Source organism: Pararhizobium sp. IMCC3301 (assembly GCF_030758315.1).
Taxonomy (GTDB): Bacteria; Pseudomonadota; Alphaproteobacteria; order Rhizobiales.
Map to the genome: position 1 here is coordinate 3,502,396 of NZ_CP132336.1, position 14,435 is coordinate 3,516,830.

At 55.5% G+C, this 14,435-nt stretch carries 14 protein-coding genes; 7 read left to right on the top strand and 7 right to left on the bottom strand.

Annotated elements, in window-relative coordinates:
- Positions 1-110 precede the first annotated feature (110 nt).
- Positions 111-947: a choline ABC transporter permease subunit gene (gene choW, locus RAL88_RS16925; RefSeq protein ID WP_306265052.1), complete on the top strand. Its 837-nt coding sequence runs from the start codon at positions 111-113 to the stop codon at positions 945-947.
- Entirely contained in the window at positions 944-1,984 is a 1,041-nt protein-coding gene (choV, locus tag RAL88_RS16930) for a choline ABC transporter ATP-binding protein (RefSeq protein ID WP_306265054.1), read from the top strand. The genes choW and choV overlap by 4 nt, the downstream gene beginning before the upstream one ends.
- Before the next feature lie 25 nt (positions 1,985-2,009).
- Here choV and RAL88_RS16935 read toward each other — a convergent pair whose 3' ends face one another.
- The 7 genes from RAL88_RS16935 to RAL88_RS16965 all read right to left on the bottom strand — a co-directional run bounded on the left by RAL88_RS16935 (position 2,010) and on the right by RAL88_RS16965 (position 9,258).
- Entirely contained in the window at positions 2,010-2,510 is a 501-nt protein-coding gene (locus tag RAL88_RS16935) for a cytochrome c (protein ID WP_306265055.1), read from the bottom strand.
- A gap of 8 nt (positions 2,511-2,518) precedes the next feature.
- Positions 2,519-3,208 carry a L,D-transpeptidase gene (locus RAL88_RS16940; protein ID WP_306265056.1) on the bottom strand — a complete coding sequence of 230 codons (690 nt, stop codon included), beginning with the start codon at positions 3,206-3,208 and terminating at the stop codon, positions 2,519-2,521.
- The gene (locus RAL88_RS16945; protein ID WP_306265057.1) at positions 3,205-3,711 is read right to left on the bottom strand and encodes a L,D-transpeptidase; all 507 of its coding nucleotides are present in this window, start codon (positions 3,709-3,711) and stop codon (positions 3,205-3,207) included. Before RAL88_RS16945 ends, RAL88_RS16940 begins: the two co-directional genes overlap by 4 nt.
- 510 nt (positions 3,712-4,221) lie before the next feature.
- Positions 4,222-5,625: a multicopper oxidase family protein gene (locus tag RAL88_RS16950; RefSeq protein WP_306265058.1), complete on the bottom strand. Its 1,404-nt coding sequence runs from the start codon at positions 5,623-5,625 to the stop codon at positions 4,222-4,224.
- A 91-nt stretch (positions 5,626-5,716) separates the two neighbouring features.
- Positions 5,717-6,130: a cytochrome c gene (locus RAL88_RS16955; RefSeq protein ID WP_306265059.1), complete on the bottom strand. Its 414-nt coding sequence runs from the start codon at positions 6,128-6,130 to the stop codon at positions 5,717-5,719.
- Positions 6,127-6,522: a Cu(I)-responsive transcriptional regulator gene (gene cueR / locus RAL88_RS16960; RefSeq protein WP_306265060.1), complete on the bottom strand. Its 396-nt coding sequence runs from the start codon at positions 6,520-6,522 to the stop codon at positions 6,127-6,129. The genes RAL88_RS16955 and cueR overlap by 4 nt, the downstream gene beginning before the upstream one ends.
- 291 nt (positions 6,523-6,813) lie before the next feature.
- Entirely contained in the window at positions 6,814-9,258 is a 2,445-nt protein-coding gene (locus RAL88_RS16965; RefSeq protein ID WP_306265061.1) for a heavy metal translocating P-type ATPase, read from the bottom strand.
- Positions 9,259-9,441: 183 nt separating this feature from the next.
- On the opposite strand from RAL88_RS16965, the gene RAL88_RS16970 reads away from it, so the two are divergent.
- The 5 genes from RAL88_RS16970 (at position 9,442) to RAL88_RS16990 (ending at position 14,418) form a co-directional block, all read left to right on the top strand.
- Entirely contained in the window at positions 9,442-10,149 is a 708-nt protein-coding gene (locus tag RAL88_RS16970; protein WP_306265062.1) for an HAD family phosphatase, read from the top strand.
- On the top strand, positions 10,139-11,092 hold the full coding sequence (locus RAL88_RS16975; RefSeq protein WP_306265063.1) for a sugar-binding transcriptional regulator: 954 nt from the start codon (positions 10,139-10,141) through the stop codon (positions 11,090-11,092). The genes RAL88_RS16970 and RAL88_RS16975 overlap by 11 nt, the downstream gene beginning before the upstream one ends.
- A 165-nt stretch (positions 11,093-11,257) precedes the next feature.
- Positions 11,258-12,568, top strand: a complete 1,311-nt coding sequence (locus RAL88_RS16980) for a sugar ABC transporter substrate-binding protein (protein WP_306265065.1) — start codon at positions 11,258-11,260, stop codon at positions 12,566-12,568.
- A gap of 142 nt (positions 12,569-12,710) precedes the next feature.
- A complete protein-coding gene (locus RAL88_RS16985) occupies positions 12,711-13,583 on the top strand; it encodes a carbohydrate ABC transporter permease (RefSeq protein WP_306265066.1) in 873 nt (290 codons plus the stop codon).
- Between the two features lie 4 nt (positions 13,584-13,587).
- Positions 13,588-14,418 (top strand): carbohydrate ABC transporter permease, encoded by an 831-nt coding sequence (locus tag RAL88_RS16990; protein WP_306265068.1) that lies wholly within the window; start codon positions 13,588-13,590, stop codon positions 14,416-14,418.
- Positions 14,419-14,435: the final 17 nt, after the last annotated feature.

Genomic DNA, 14,435 nt, shown 5'->3' on the forward strand with positions numbered 1-14,435 from the left:
AGCGGGGCCGGCATTGCAAACATCTCCCGGCCTGCGTTGCAGATCGGGAGGTGGCAGATGCGGAGATGAAAAAATGGGGCAACATTCATCATGGGCGGGCTTGAGCAACAATGGAATGGCTGACAGCGAATAAAATTCCGGTCGGCAAGTCGGCACAGTCAGTATTCGACTGGCTTCAGGCCAATGCTGCCTGGTTCTTCGACGGTCTGGCACTCGGTCTGGAAACCCTGATTGATGGCATACTCTGGGTATTGCAGACACCGCACCCGCTTTTCATCATTGCCTTTTTTGTTGGGCTGACCTGGTATCTGCAGCGTTCGTGGAAAACCTGCCTGCTTATTCTGCTGGGGTTTCTGTTCATTCTCAATCAGGATTACTGGGAAGAAACCACGGAAAGCCTCACTCTGGTTCTGTCGGCTTGTATGGTCTGCATGGCCGTCGGAGTTCCGATTGGTATCGCAGCAGCCCATCGGCCGGCGCTTTACCGCTTCATGCGTCCGGTTCTGGATCTGATGCAGACGCTGCCGACATTCGTTTATCTGATCCCGGCCATCGTGTTTTTCGGCATCGGCATGGTGCCGGGCTTGATGGCCACTGTCATTTTCGTGGTGCCGGCCCCGATCCGGCTGACTCATCTGGGTATTTCCTCCACGCCGCAGCCATTGCTGGAAGCCGCAGATGCTTTCGGCGCGACCGGTTTTCAGAAATTGTGGAAAGTCGAGTTGCCCTATGCTGTGCCGCAGATCATGGCAGGTCTCAACCAGACCATCATGCTGTCGCTGTCGATGGTTGTGATTGCCGCGCTGGTCGGTGCCGACGGTCTGGGAGTGCCGGTTGTCCGGGCGCTCAACCAGGTCAATGCCGCACTTGGATTTGAAAGCGGTTTTGTCATTGTTGTCGTTGCAATCATGCTCGACCGCATGCTGCGTGTGGAGCGCCGCAAATGAGCAATGCAGTCGAATTTGAAAAGGTCTCGATTGTCTTTGGACCCAAACCCGACACCGCCTTGCCTTATATGGATGCGGGCAAAACCCGAGCCGAGGTTCAGGAGCTCAGCGGTCAGGTCCTCGGCGTGCATGACTGTTCGCTGACCGTGAAAGCCGGTGAAATTCTGGTTCTGATGGGTCTGTCCGGATCCGGAAAATCCACCCTGTTGCGCGCGGTTAACGGTCTCAATCGCGTGGTGCGCGGTTCGGTGCGGGTCAATGATGGCAGCCGCATGGTCGATATTACCTCCGCAGATGCTGCAACCCTGCGCGAAATACGCCTGAAGCGCGTCGCCATGGTGTTTCAGCAATTCGGTCTGCTGCCGTGGCGCAGCGTGCGCGAAAATGTCGGTCTTGGCCTGGAATTTGGCGGCATGGCCCTTGCAGAGCGCAATGAGCAGGTCGACAGGCAACTCGCTCTGGTCGGATTGACCGAATGGGCCGACCGCCGCGTCGCAGAACTGTCAGGCGGCATGCAGCAGCGTGTCGGACTGGCCAGGGCGTTTGCGACGGAAGCGCCGATCCTGCTGATGGACGAACCGTTTTCCGCGCTCGATCCGCTGATCCGCACCCGGCTTCAGGACGAATTGCTGGATTTGCAGGGCAGCCTCAAACGCACCATCATTTTCGTCAGCCACGATCTGGACGAAGCTTTCAAGATTGGTGATCGGATTGCCATCATGGAAGGCGGCCGCATTATCCAGTGCGGCACGCCGCAGCAGATTTTCTCCGATCCGGCCAATGAATATGTCGCCGATTTTGTCGCCCACATGAACCCGCTCAATGTGCTGTGTGCACAGGATGTGATGCGGCCCTTGCAGGGCAAACCACCGATTGTCACCGTGACGGGCGCGGAAATGATTCAGAACGTCATGGAACAGATGAAAACCAACGGCGCCAGCGTCGGGGTCGAGAAAGACGGCGTCATTGTCGGCGAGATCACCCAGGAAAGCGTGCTGTCAGCGCTGCTCGACCCGCGCGGCGAGGTTAACAGATAGAACATGTTTGTGGGCGTGAAACGGTTTATTGCCGGGTTTTGTTCTGCTCGGCAATCCGGTTCATGTCGTCGTGCCTGGCCTGCATTTCCTTTGGCCAGCGTGACTTGATGTATGACAGGGCCGCAATGATCTCGTCATCACTCAGAACGTCTTCGAAGATCGGCATGGCGTTCTGATAGCCGTCCAGGCCGGAAAATTCTGCAACGCCATATTTGGTAATGCCAAACAGCACGTCATCGCCGTGGTGCCAGGTATGGCCGTTTTCGTCATGTGGCGGCGCTGGCAGAAGGCCGTCTTCGCCGGGGCTTTTCCAGTCCGGCTGGCCTTCCAGATCTTTGCCGTGGCAGGAGGCGCAATTGGCCGTGTACACTGCGCTGCCGCGTTCGACAATGGCTGAATCCCGCGGCTTGAAAAGGCCAGCTGACCTGCCGGCACCGAAAAAATTGTTCTGTGCGGCAAGCACATAGGCACCACCGCCAACAACAATCAATCCAAGCACCCACAAGACAGGTCCAGGTTTTGCCATGACCGCGCTTAGATCACCAGAATCGGTGCTTTTGGCGGCACCCGCGTATACAGATCAATCACGTCCTGATTGATCATCCGTACGCATCCGCTGGAGACCGCTTTACCGATGGTCCAGTATTCTGGCGTGCCGTGGATACGATATAAGGTGTCCTTGTTATTCTGGAAAATATACAATGCGCGGGCGCCGAGCGGGTTGTTGAGACCGGGTTGCATGCCGCCGTTTTTGGCGCTGTATATTTCCAGCTCCGGTTGTCTGGCAATCATTTCCGATGGCGGCGTCCATGTTGGCCATGGCCGCTTCCAGCCCACTCTGGCCCGGCCTGACCAGTCAAATCCGGCCCGTCCAAGACCTACCCCGTAACGCATTGCCTTGCCGCCTGGCTCGACGAGATGCAGGTAGAATGTATTCGTGTTCACGATGATCGTGCCCGGTTTTTCCGCTGTGTCGAAATCAACACGCTGGCGCCGGAACCTTGGTGGAACTTTATCGATTTCAATCCCCGGAATGGGAAATTGTTCGTCCGGCATGGGGCCGTACATCAAGGCGAATTGCCGGGCCTCAGCAGGATCGCTGATAACTACAGTTCGGGTTGCCGCTGTTGAACAAGCCGACACAGCCAGCCCCATAACACCGACACTGCCAAGAACAAAGGCGCGTCGCGACGGCCTGCGAATTGTCTGATCATCGAAACTCATATTACCACTACCTTTGGACAAATTTGGATGTGTTCATCAACTTCTTGCACACATTTATTAACCATACGGATACATCCGTTCGAAAAATTTCTGCTGCCGGGCCATGGCGTTTTCATGCCATGAATTCTCAACGTCATGCCGACAGCGCATCGTTGAGGGTGTTTGAGAGCCAGGCGGTTCACCGATGTGGCGGATACAAGCGGCGGCAATCTGCGTTTTCGTGAATTTCTCCACAGCCCCATGACTGCCCCCCTGAATCTCAAAGCCGGTTTGTCTGCGATCAATCCGCGACTCCGGGCCGGGGCCGGTTTTGATATAGGACCTGACAATTGATTACGCGCGTCGACCGCAATAGTTCCAGTAATTCCGCCATTCTGCTGCAAATCATCTGCCAGATAGAGCAAACCGGCTCTGTCGTTTTTCTGTTTAATGACACAATCCGGCTCAGGCACCGTCCGGGCACCAGTAGCATTACCAATTAGAAAATTTTGTCTGGAGAGCATTATATGCCTCGTAAATTATCTGACAGAAAGAGCAATCCGCACCACAGCAAAATTGCCGGATTAAAGAGTTGTGTCAGACTATCGGAGGCCTAAACGGCGCATTTCCAAATGCTGTATTCTGGTTTTTCTTTGCTTCACTGCCAAGGTTCCGCGCGCTGAACCCGATAGCCAAACCAAAATCCGCAGTCATGATTGTACAATCATAGATACAGGGTGTGGCACTGTTTGTGCTCTGCGGCGCGTCATCCTGACTGCAGCATCTTTCAACCATGGCAACCATGGCAACCCTGGTAACATCGGCATTATCGAGCGTATTCACCGGAGCAAACAGACGTTGTCCCGTCGGGATCGCCACATCCAGGATTCCGGCAGTCGAGGCACTATTCGCAAACAACCCCTGGCTGCCAGCGAATAACAGTAACAGACATAGAACAATTACATTCCTCATAGTGCTCTCATACCTACAAGCTGCGCGAAAATCCAGACCCGAATGTTCACCTTGCCGTGAGTTCAGCCCACCTCAAACCAGGTGATCATTCCCGCCGCTGCGTGTTCCAGCATGTGGCAGTGCAGCAACCATTTGCCGGGATTGTCGGCAACGAACGCTATCTTTGTGGTTTGTTCAGGGCCGATCAGGAAGGTATCCCGCCATGGTTGCCCCTCATCGATATCGCTGCCGCTGCGTTCCAGAATGCGAAAATGGTGCCCATGGACGTGCATGGCATGGATAAAGCTTGTGCGATTGATGGTTTCCACAACAACCGTTTCCTCGCGCTCGACGGAAAAGAACGGCTCCGTGGCCAGATTGGCTATGCCGTTGAACGCCCAGACCTGTGCGGTGTCTCTGAAATCGTTGCCTTCCAGCTTTTTGCCATTATAGACCATATCAACCATCTGCCCCATTGCGCCGCCGGTCATGTCGAGCCGGAAGCTGCGCGCCTTCGCAAGATCGGGTTCCGGCAGGCGGTTCGGGATCAGCGCTGGCGTAACCAGCTTGCTGTCCGGCTTTTCCGCCACGTCGAAATTGGCAAAGGCAAAGGGCTGGTTTCCGGAGACTTCGTTGAGTTCGATGGGTTCTCCGGCTTTGGGAACCACCAGCAGATCAACCCTTTGCGCCGGGCCAAGCAACAGCGGCTGGTAGGTCAGCTCAGCCGGTTGCGGCAGGCTCTGTCCATCATAGGCCAGGATTTTACCGCCGAATTGTGTCGGGTCAAGCCCCAGCACACGGGCATTTGAGGCGTTGATCAGGCGCAACCGGTAGGCTTCATTTGCATTCAGGCTGTATCGCGGCAGGCTTTTGCCATTGACCGTCAGCCAGTTTCCGATACGCCCGCCATGGGTCCAGTCCATCAAACTGCCGAGACTGGCAGTGTCCAGTTTACCCTGTTGGTCCAAACGCCAATCATCAATCACAAGTGTGCGGTCATGTTCAGCATCAAATTCGGCTGTATCCGCTTCCACGATCAGCACACCATACAGACCCCGGGCAACCTGATTCCAGCTTCGGTTGTGGGCATGATACCAATAGGTTCCCGCGTCAGGCACGATGAAGTCATAATCAAAACTGCCGCCCGGCTCCACTGCATCCTGGGTCAGGCGGGCTACGCCATCCATCGCATTGGCGATGCGGATACCGTGCCAGTGAATAGAGGTCGGCTCGTCAAGGCGGTTGATGAGCCGGACCTTGACGCGGTCTCCGCGTTTGACCCTGATTTCAGGTCCCGGAGCCGTACCATTATAGGTCCACAGATCCGATGCCGGTGCTGTGTCTGAGTAAAGCGATTGCTGCGATGGCGCTGCGGTAATTTCCAGAAATCCGTCAGCGGCGAATGCGGCGTGAAAGCTGATCGGCAATGCCGCAAAAGCTGCTCCGCCAGCGCTGGTCTTGAGGAATTGTCGTCTGTTGATCGTCATTGTTTGAACTCCTGATCCAAAACTATCGTCGAATCCGGCCGGTTAGACAGCAGGCTCAGGCTCGTAAAATATTGGAAGACAGTCCGCTTCACTAATTAATGCCGTTGGCGCGTTGCAGCGCCCGCACATAGGTGAGGATCTGGCTGACATCTTCCTCGCTGACGCCTTCGACAGGAGGCATGTTGCCGAAGGTCCAGTGATGCGCCCTGACGCCGAGTTGGGCCGCACGTTGAAAGGCGACATCAGCATGATGATTTGGCTCATAGATACGGTGCACCAGTGGCGGCGCGAAACCATCCTTGCCGGCAGCATTGTCGCCATGGCATGCGGCGCAATTATTATCAAACACAGCCTTGCCGGCCGTCTCAGCAGCAGTAAGCTCTGGAACTTTGACCTCAGCCAGGGCTTCGCCTGTGCCACCGCTTCCGTCCGAAGCCAGAAACCGCCACAACGCCAGAGCGATGATAATTCCGCCAATCAATATGGTCTTAAAATGCTTTTTCAATGTTTCAATCCTCCGGCCAGATCGTCAATGATCGGGCATTCCGGTTTATCGTCACCGTGGCAGTTTTCGGCCAGCGCTGACAATGTCGATTTCAATGAATTCAATTCCGATAATTTGCGTTCGATTTCAGTGATTTTCTCCAGCGCCAGCCTTTTGACATCGGCGCTGGCCCGGTTGCGATCTTTATAAAGCGACAGCAGCAGGCGGCATTCGTCAATCGAAAACCCCAGGCTTCTGGCGCGTTGCAGGAAGCGCAGGCGATGCACATCCGTTTCAGAATAGGTGCGATAACCATTGCCGGCGCGCGTTGGCCGGATGAGTTCGATTTCCTCATAATACCGAATAGTCTTTGTTGGCAAATGCGATGCCAGCGATGCCTGTCCAATATTCATTCTGGTCCTCTATATCGTTTCATGGTTGCATTGAACCATTGATGTTACAGATCCGTTCTTCCAGCGGCGCACGTACCGGTTGGTCAACGCCCGCCGGTGGGCTTATCTGGAGCACTGAAGGGCAGCACTGCACGCCCGCCGAACGTCGTTTCACTCCTCTTGTGGTCTTGAAGACCACAAGAGGAGTGGGCCTGACCGGTAGACGTGCAAACTCGGCCAAACGTTTCAATGCAGACACAAACGATCTAACATTTTTTCCAAATGACCTGCCACGAAATTGCAGCTTTGTGTCTAAAGTTTAAGTCTGCGCAATCGCAAGGCATTGGAGATTACCGAAACTGAAGACAGGCTCATGGCTGCAGCAGCCAGCATCGGCGACAACAACACCCCGGTGAAAGGATACAGAACGCCAGCCGCCACAGGTACACCCACGGTGTTATAGACAAACGCAAAGAACAGGTTCTGCTTGATATTGCGCAAGGTTGAAACAGACAGGTTTCGGGCTCGTGCAATACCGGCCAAATCTCCTGTCAGCAGGGTTATGCCGGCACTTTCCACAGCAACATCGGCTCCCGTACCCATGGCAATGCCGACATCGGCTTCAGCCAGGGCAGGCGCGTCATTCACCCCGTCACCGGCCATCGCCACAACATGGCCTTTGGCCTTCAGTTCCGCCACCAGTGCCTGCTTGTCCTGTGGCAGCACGCCGGCACGAATTTCATCTATGCCCAATTCTGCGGCCACAGCTGCTGCCGTGATTTCATTGTCGCCCGTCGCCATGATGACTTTCAGGCCGGCCGCATGCAGGGCCCGGATAGCTTCCGGCGTGGACTTCTTGATCGTGTCTGCGACCGCGATAAGAGCTGCCAATTCTCCATCGACAACCATATACATCACCGTCTTGCCAGACTGGCGAAGCGTATTGGCCCTGGTATCGGCCGCAGCCGTATCTACACCCAGATCGCGAACCATGGCACTGTTGCCAAGGCTGATGCGATGCCCGCCAACCACGCCTGAAGCGCCTTTGCCGGTCACCGCATTGAAATCCTCCACCGGCAGCAGTGCGAGCTGGCGCTGATCCGCACCTTCGACAATAGCATCGGCCAGCGGGTGTTCAGAGGCTTTTTCAAGAGAGGCTGCCAGTGACAGCAATGCTGCCTCATCCCGGTCCGACAGGGCAATGACATCTGTCAGTGTCGGTTTGCCGTCGGTCAATGTGCCGGTTTTGTCGACAATGACGACATCAACCTTGGCAAGGCGTTCCAGCGCGGACGCCTCCTTGATTAGCACGCCTGCCTGTGCGCCCCGGCCGGTAGCTGTCATGATCGACATCGGTGTTGCAAGTCCAAGTGCGCAGGGACATGCAATAATCAGAACCGAAACCGCTGAGACGATGGCAAACACAAAGGCCGGTTCCGGCCCCCAGACGATCCAGCTTATCATTGCAGCTATCGCGATCAGAACCACCGTGGGAACGAAATACGAGGCGACTCTGTCGGCCAGGCCCTGGATCGGCGCACGCGAGCGCTGGGCCGAGGCCACCATCTGGACGATTTTCGCCAACATTGAATCTTCGCCGACATGTCTGGCTTCAACAATCAGACTGCCATTTTTATTGATCGTCCCGCCGGTGACGACGTCAGACGGGCCTTTTTCCACGGGAAGCGGCTCGCCGGTAATCATGCTTTCATCAATGACAGAATGGCCCTCCAGAACGATGCCGTCCACCGGTACGCTGGAGCCCGGGGTTACGCGCAAACGGTCGCCGGTCAGAATATTCTCCAGCGGCGCATCATATTCCGATCCGTCCGGATTGATCCGGCGCGCTGTTTTCGGGGCCAGGTCGAGTAGCGAGCGAATAGCGTCTCCGGTGCGCTCGCGTGCCCGCAATTCCAGCACCTGTCCGACAAACACAAGGGCAATAATGACCACCGCTGCCTCGAAATAGACCGGCGCGTGGCCTTCCGTCAGAAGCGCTTCCGGAAACAGGCCGGGGAACAGCACTGCCACCACACTGTACAGATAGGCAGCGCCGACGCCGAGCATGATCAGCGTCCACATATTCAGCTTCCAGGTGCGCACCGAGGTCCAGCCGCGGTGGAAAAACGGAGCCGCCGCCCACAGCACCACCGGAGTGGCCAGCGCCAGTTCCAGCCAGAGTGTGGTGGTTTCGCCGATCCAGTTCCGGATCGGCAGGCCAAACATCGGTCCCATGGCCAGAATCAGCAGTGGAATCGCCGCAGCAGCGCTGACCCATAGCCGCCGCGTGAAATCCAGCAATTCATGGTTCGGCCCGTCAGCGACCCCATCCATTGGTTCCAGTGCCATGCCGCATATCGGGCAGGTGCCGGGGCCTTCCTGAACCACTTCCGGGTCCATCGGGCAGGTATACATGGCGTTTTTGGCAGCCGGCTTGGGCTTTTTCTTGTTGTTACCCGACAGATAGAATACCGGATCTGCCTGAAAACGATCTTTGCACCTGGGACTGCAGAAATGGTAGTCCGTGCCGCCATGGGTGAGGTTCGGTTTTCCCGCATTGAGTTTGACAGTCATTCCGCACACAGGGTCAATGCTGGTTGCGGCGTTGCCATCTGTCTGTGCGCTGTCCCCATGCGGGTCATGTGCATGCTCTGCAGCGTGATCGTGGGTGCAAGTGCTGCTGTGCCCATGATCGCTGTGCCCATGATCGCTGTGCCCGTGATCGCTGTGTCCGTGATCGCTGTGCTTTTGGTCCATGCGTCATCATACCTTGGTTGAGCCCGTTTTGCGGCGGGCAATGACTTTCAGAATCAACTATGTAAGGCTTACAGTAGCTGGAAGGTCAAGCCCTGTTGGGCAGCATGCGTTACGAAGCCAAATGACTCGACATTTATAGAATGTGTTCTAGTCTCCTGCGAATGCTCCCGATTGTGCCCGAACATGCAGAACCCTGAGATAGATCTTGTCATTTTCGATTGCGACGGCGTGCTCATTGACAGTGAGATGATCAGTTCTGCCATTTTGATTTCTGAATTGGAAGCAGCCGGTATCTCCGTCACGTTTGATTATTTTCGACGCTGGTTTCTGGGACGCAGCTTTCCCAAGGTTGCGGAATCTGTGCGCCGGACATTCGATGTGGCGTTGCCGCCGGATTTTGAGGAATCCTATCGCAACAGATTATTCCAGGCCTTCAGCAGCGAGCTGAAAACGACGCCGGGAGTGACCGACATTCTTGCAAATCTGGCACGGCCCGCCTGCGTGGCAACAAGCAGCACGCCGGCACGTGTTGAAAAATCATTGCAACTGACCGGGCTGACAGGGTTTTTTGGCGATAATGTTTTTACCGCCTCGGAAGTGAAATTCGGCAAGCCGGCCCCGGATCTGTTTTATCATACGGCGCGGCAGATGCAGGCGGAGCCGGAAAGATGTCTGGTCATTGAAGACAGTGGACCCGGCCTGGAAGCAGCCCTTGCAGCCGGCATGATTGTCTGGCGATATACCGGAGGCAGCCATCTGATAGACATGCCGGTCGAGGACGATTGCCGGTTTGCTGACGTAACGAATTTTGACAATTGGGCGGAATTCTTTGAAATGGCCCCTCAATTGAAACTGCACGAACAGAGTATCGGGGACATAAGTGGCCGCTAAATCCGACAATGAATTCAGCCGCCTTGACGAGGCCGCGCGAGCCGGATGGCTATATTATGTGGCTGGCAACACGCAGGATGAAATCGCCCGCAAACTGGGTGTTTCGCGCCAGTCGGCACAGCGGCTGGTGTCGCTGGCAGTCAGCGAGCGCCTGATCAAGGTTCGCGTGGATCATCCGATCGCCAAATGCATGGAACTTGGCAAAAAACTGACCGAGCGCTTTGATCTGATGGCTTGTGAGGTAGTTCCCAGCGATCCGGAAGCCCCGGCATCGACGGTCGGGATCGCTCAGGCCGGCGCGGCTGAAATGGAGCGCCATCTGAAATCCAGCCAGCCCAGGATCATCGCCATTGGAACCGGCCGCGCGTTACGGGCCTGTGTGGAACAACTCCCCGCCATGGATTGCCCCCAGCACCGTATCGTCTCGCTGCTGGGCAACATGATGTCGGACGGCTCGGCGACCGCCTATAATGTGATCATCCGCATGGCAGACCGCGTCAATGCCCGGCATTTCCCCATGCCACTGCCTGTATTTGCGACGAATTCGGAAGAAAGGAAGCTGTTGCACGGGCAGGCACCGGTCCACAATATTCTTGAGCTGGCCCGACAGGCTGATGTGACCTTTGTCGGCATTGGCCAGATGAACGAAAGTGCACAACTCGTTGTCGACGGGTTCGTCACCAGAGAGGAGGCGAAATCCCTCAACCGGCTGGGTGCCATCGGAGAAATCACCAGCTGGGTTTACGACAAGGACGGCAAACTGATTGATGGCCTCATCAATGACCGCGTCGCCAGCGCGCCATTGCATGCCGATCAGGATCATCCGGTGTTCGGAATTGCCGTCGGCGAGCCCAAGGTCGCTGCTATCCGGGGCGCCTTGCGCGGGCGTTTGATCAATGCATTGATTACGAATGAGGCGACAGCCGAACTATTGCTCAATTAATGAGCAAATGCCCATTATGTTAATACATTGAAATATAACAATTTTTTCTCTTTTAATCTTGAGTTGTTAGGAAAAATTTAACATCCCTCTTGACATTCAGAACAGTTTGTGTGAACATTTGCCCGCTTAATAAGCAAATGCTCAAACTGGTTCTGGGAGGACCTTATGAAATTTTTCTCACGTGCCCTGGTGGGCGTATCTGCGCTTGCCTTGCTGGCATCTCCGGCTCTCGCCGAGACGCTGACAATCGCAACCGTCAATAATGGCGATATGATCCGGATGCAGAAGCTGGCCGGTGACTTCACAGCCAAAAATCCCGACATCGAACTTGAGTGGGTCACTCTGGAAGAAAACATTCTTCGCCAGCGTGTCACCACAGATATTGCCACCAAAGGCGGGCAGTATGATGTCATGACTATCGGCACTTACGAAGTTCCGATCTGGGGCGGCAAAGGCTGGCTCGTATCGTTAAACGATCTGCCGGCATCCTATGATGTCGATGATATTCTTCCTGCCATTCGTGGCGGTCTGACTGTTGATGGCGAGCTGTATGCCGCGCCATTTTACGGCGAAAGCTCCATGGTCATGTACCGCAAGGACCTGATGGAAAAAGCCGGTCTGGAAATGCCGGACGCTCCAACCTGGGACTTCATTGGCAAAGCCGCTCGTGCCATGACGGACAAGGACAATGAAATCTACGGTGTCTGCCTGCGCGGCAAGGCTGGCTGGGGTGAGAACATGGCGTTCCTCACCGCAATGGGCAATTCGTTCGGGGCTAAATGGTTCGATATGGACTGGAAGCCGCAATTCGACAGCGATGCGTGGAAAGAAACCATCACCTTCTACGTCAACCTGCTGAATGATGCTGGCCCCCCTGGCGCTTCCAACAACGGCTTCAATGAAAACCTGTCGCTGTTCCAGACCGGAAAATGCGGCATGTGGATTGACGCGACTGTTGCAGCTTCCTTTGTCACAAACCCGAATGACAGCAAAGTGGCTGATCAGGTTGGATTTGCTCTTGCACCGGACACCGGCCTTGGCAAGCGTGGCAACTGGCTGTGGGCCTGGTCTCTGGCCATCCCGTCCGGCACACAGAAAGCTGATGCAGCGAAGAAATTCGTCGCCTGGGCAACATCGAAAGACTATCTGGCGCTGGTCGCCGAAAACGAAGGCTGGGCAAATGTGCCTCCAGGCACCCGCACCTCGCTTTACGAGAATCCCGAATATGCCAAAGTGCCATTTGCCAAAATGACACTCGAGAGCATCAATTCGGCTGATCCGAAGAACCCGACTGTGGATCCGGTTCCTTATGTCGGTGTTCAGTTTGTTGCCATTCCTGAATTCCAGGGTATTGCAACTGCCACCGGGCAGCAGTTTTCAGCTGCTCTGGCTGGATCGACCTCTGTCGACGACGCCCTTCAGAACGCTCAGAACCTCACCGAGCGTGAGATGACGAAGGCCGGTTACATCAAGTAACTGCCTTCCTCGGGGCCGGCTTTCCCGGCCGGCCCCGTTCGCAATATTCCGGCCCTGTTTGCATCAGGGCACGCACATTGCATTGTCGATCTGATTTGCGATAAGCTGATTTAATTGATCCTGACAAATGGGGGGAGTTGTCATGGCTACTGCACATTCCAGAACCGCTGCGCGCTTAATGATTTCACCGGCAGTATTGGTGCTGCTGGCATGGATGATCGTCCCGCTGGCGATGACGATTTACTTCTCGTTTCTGCGCTACAACCTTTTGTCTCCGGGTGAGGAAACCTTCACAGGATTTGCAAATTATCGCTATTTCCTCACCGACCCGGCCTTTTTTGACGCATTTTTCAACACCATCATTCTGGTCTGCGGTGTTCTGATCATCACTGTTGTGCTCGGAATCGCGCTGGCAGTGCTGCTGGATCAGCCGATGTGGGGCCAGGGGATTGTCCGCATCCTTGTGATCGCGCCCTTCTTCGTCATGCCGACCGTGTCCGCCCTTGTCTGGAAGAACATGTTCATGGATCCGGTCAACGGACTGTTCGCCCACGCCGCCAAGGCGATCGGTCTGCCGCCATTCGAGTTCTTGAGTCAGGCGCCGCTGGCCTCAATCATCCTGATTGTGGCCTGGCAATGGCTGCCTTTCGCTACCCTCATTCTGCTGACCGCCATGCAATCCCTGGATCAGGAACAACTTGAGGCGGCAGAGATGGACGGTGCCAGCTCGACAAGCCGTTTCATGTATATGGTGCTGCCGCATCTGTCCCGGGCCATCACAGTTGTTGTGCTGATCCAGACAATCTTCCTGCTCTCGATATTCGCTGAAATTCTTGTCACGACCAATGGCGGGCCCGGCACCGCCTCGACCAACATCACCTATCTGGTATACGCGCAGTCTCTGCTGCAGTTCGATGTTGGCGGCGGGTCAGCAGGCGGAATCATAGCGGTCATTCTCGCTAACATTGTTGCGATCTTCCTGATGCGGATGATCGGCAAAAACCTGGAGGCATGAGATCATGGCACGTGCTGTTACCAACCAACGCAAACTCATCGTGACGCTTGTCGCCTGGGCCATTGGACTGGCGATCTTTTTCCCGATCCTGTGGACCTTTCTGACAAGCTTCAAAACCGAGGCTGAAGCGATTGCCTCGCCGCCGTCTTTCCTGTTCTTTGAATGGACCACGGAAAATTATTCGGAAGTCCAGTCGCGGTCGAACTATCCGCGTCACTTCATGAATTCAGTCATCATTTCCCTGGGCTCAACGCTATTGGGGCTGCTGATTGCCATTCCGGCAGCCTGGTCGATGGCATTTGTTCCCAGCAAACGCACTAAAAACGTTCTGATGTGGATGTTGTCTACCAAGATGTTGCCGCCGGTCGGAGTGCTGATCCCGATCTACCTGATTTTCCGCGATACCGGCCTGCTGGATTCGCGTGTCGGTCTGGTACTGGTGCTGACCTTGATCAATCTGCCGATCATCGTCTGGATGCTGTACACCTACTTCAAGGAAATTCCCGGAGAAATTCTCGAGGCATCACGAATGGATGGTGCAGGCCTGTGGTCGGAAGTGCTTTACGTGCTGACACCGATGGCGGTGCCCGGCATTGCCTCCACGCTTCTGCTGAATGTCATTCTGGCCTGGAATGAAGCGTTCTGGACGCTCAATCTGACAGCGTCCAAGGCGGCGCCGCTGACAGCCTTCATTGCCAGCTATTCCAGCCCTGAAGGGCTGTTCTACGCCAAACTGTCAGCCGCATCGACAATGGCCATCGCGCCCATCGTCATTCTTGGCTGGTTCAGCCAGAAACAACTGGTGCGCGGCCTGACCTTCGGCGCAGTGAAATAGGGTTTAATGGGGAATTC

Bases quoted from the DNA above. Each gene is read 5' to 3' on its own strand.
- choW (WP_306265052.1), top strand. From the start codon at position 111: ATGGAATGGCTGACAGCGAATAAAATTCCGGTCGGCAAGTCGGCACAG.
- choV (WP_306265054.1), top strand. From the start codon at position 944: ATGAGCAATGCAGTCGAATTTGAAAAGGTCTCGATTGTCTTTGGACCC.
- RAL88_RS16935 (WP_306265055.1), bottom strand. From the start codon at position 2,510: ATGGCAAAACCTGGACCTGTCTTGTGGGTGCTTGGATTGATTGTTGTT.
- RAL88_RS16940 (WP_306265056.1), bottom strand. From the start codon at position 3,208: ATGAGTTTCGATGATCAGACAATTCGCAGGCCGTCGCGACGCGCCTTT.
- RAL88_RS16945 (WP_306265057.1), bottom strand. From the start codon at position 3,711: ATGCTCTCCAGACAAAATTTTCTAATTGGTAATGCTACTGGTGCCCGG.
- RAL88_RS16950 (WP_306265058.1), bottom strand. From the start codon at position 5,625: ATGACGATCAACAGACGACAATTCCTCAAGACCAGCGCTGGCGGAGCA.
- cueR (WP_306265060.1), bottom strand. From the start codon at position 6,522: ATGAATATTGGACAGGCATCGCTGGCATCGCATTTGCCAACAAAGACT.
- RAL88_RS16965 (WP_306265061.1), bottom strand. From the start codon at position 9,258: ATGGACCAAAAGCACAGCGATCACGGACACAGCGATCACGGGCACAGC.
- RAL88_RS16970 (WP_306265062.1), top strand. From the start codon at position 9,442: ATGCAGAACCCTGAGATAGATCTTGTCATTTTCGATTGCGACGGCGTG.
- RAL88_RS16980 (WP_306265065.1), top strand. From the start codon at position 11,258: ATGAAATTTTTCTCACGTGCCCTGGTGGGCGTATCTGCGCTTGCCTTG.
- RAL88_RS16985 (WP_306265066.1), top strand. From the start codon at position 12,711: ATGGCTACTGCACATTCCAGAACCGCTGCGCGCTTAATGATTTCACCG.
- RAL88_RS16990 (WP_306265068.1), top strand. From the start codon at position 13,588: ATGGCACGTGCTGTTACCAACCAACGCAAACTCATCGTGACGCTTGTC.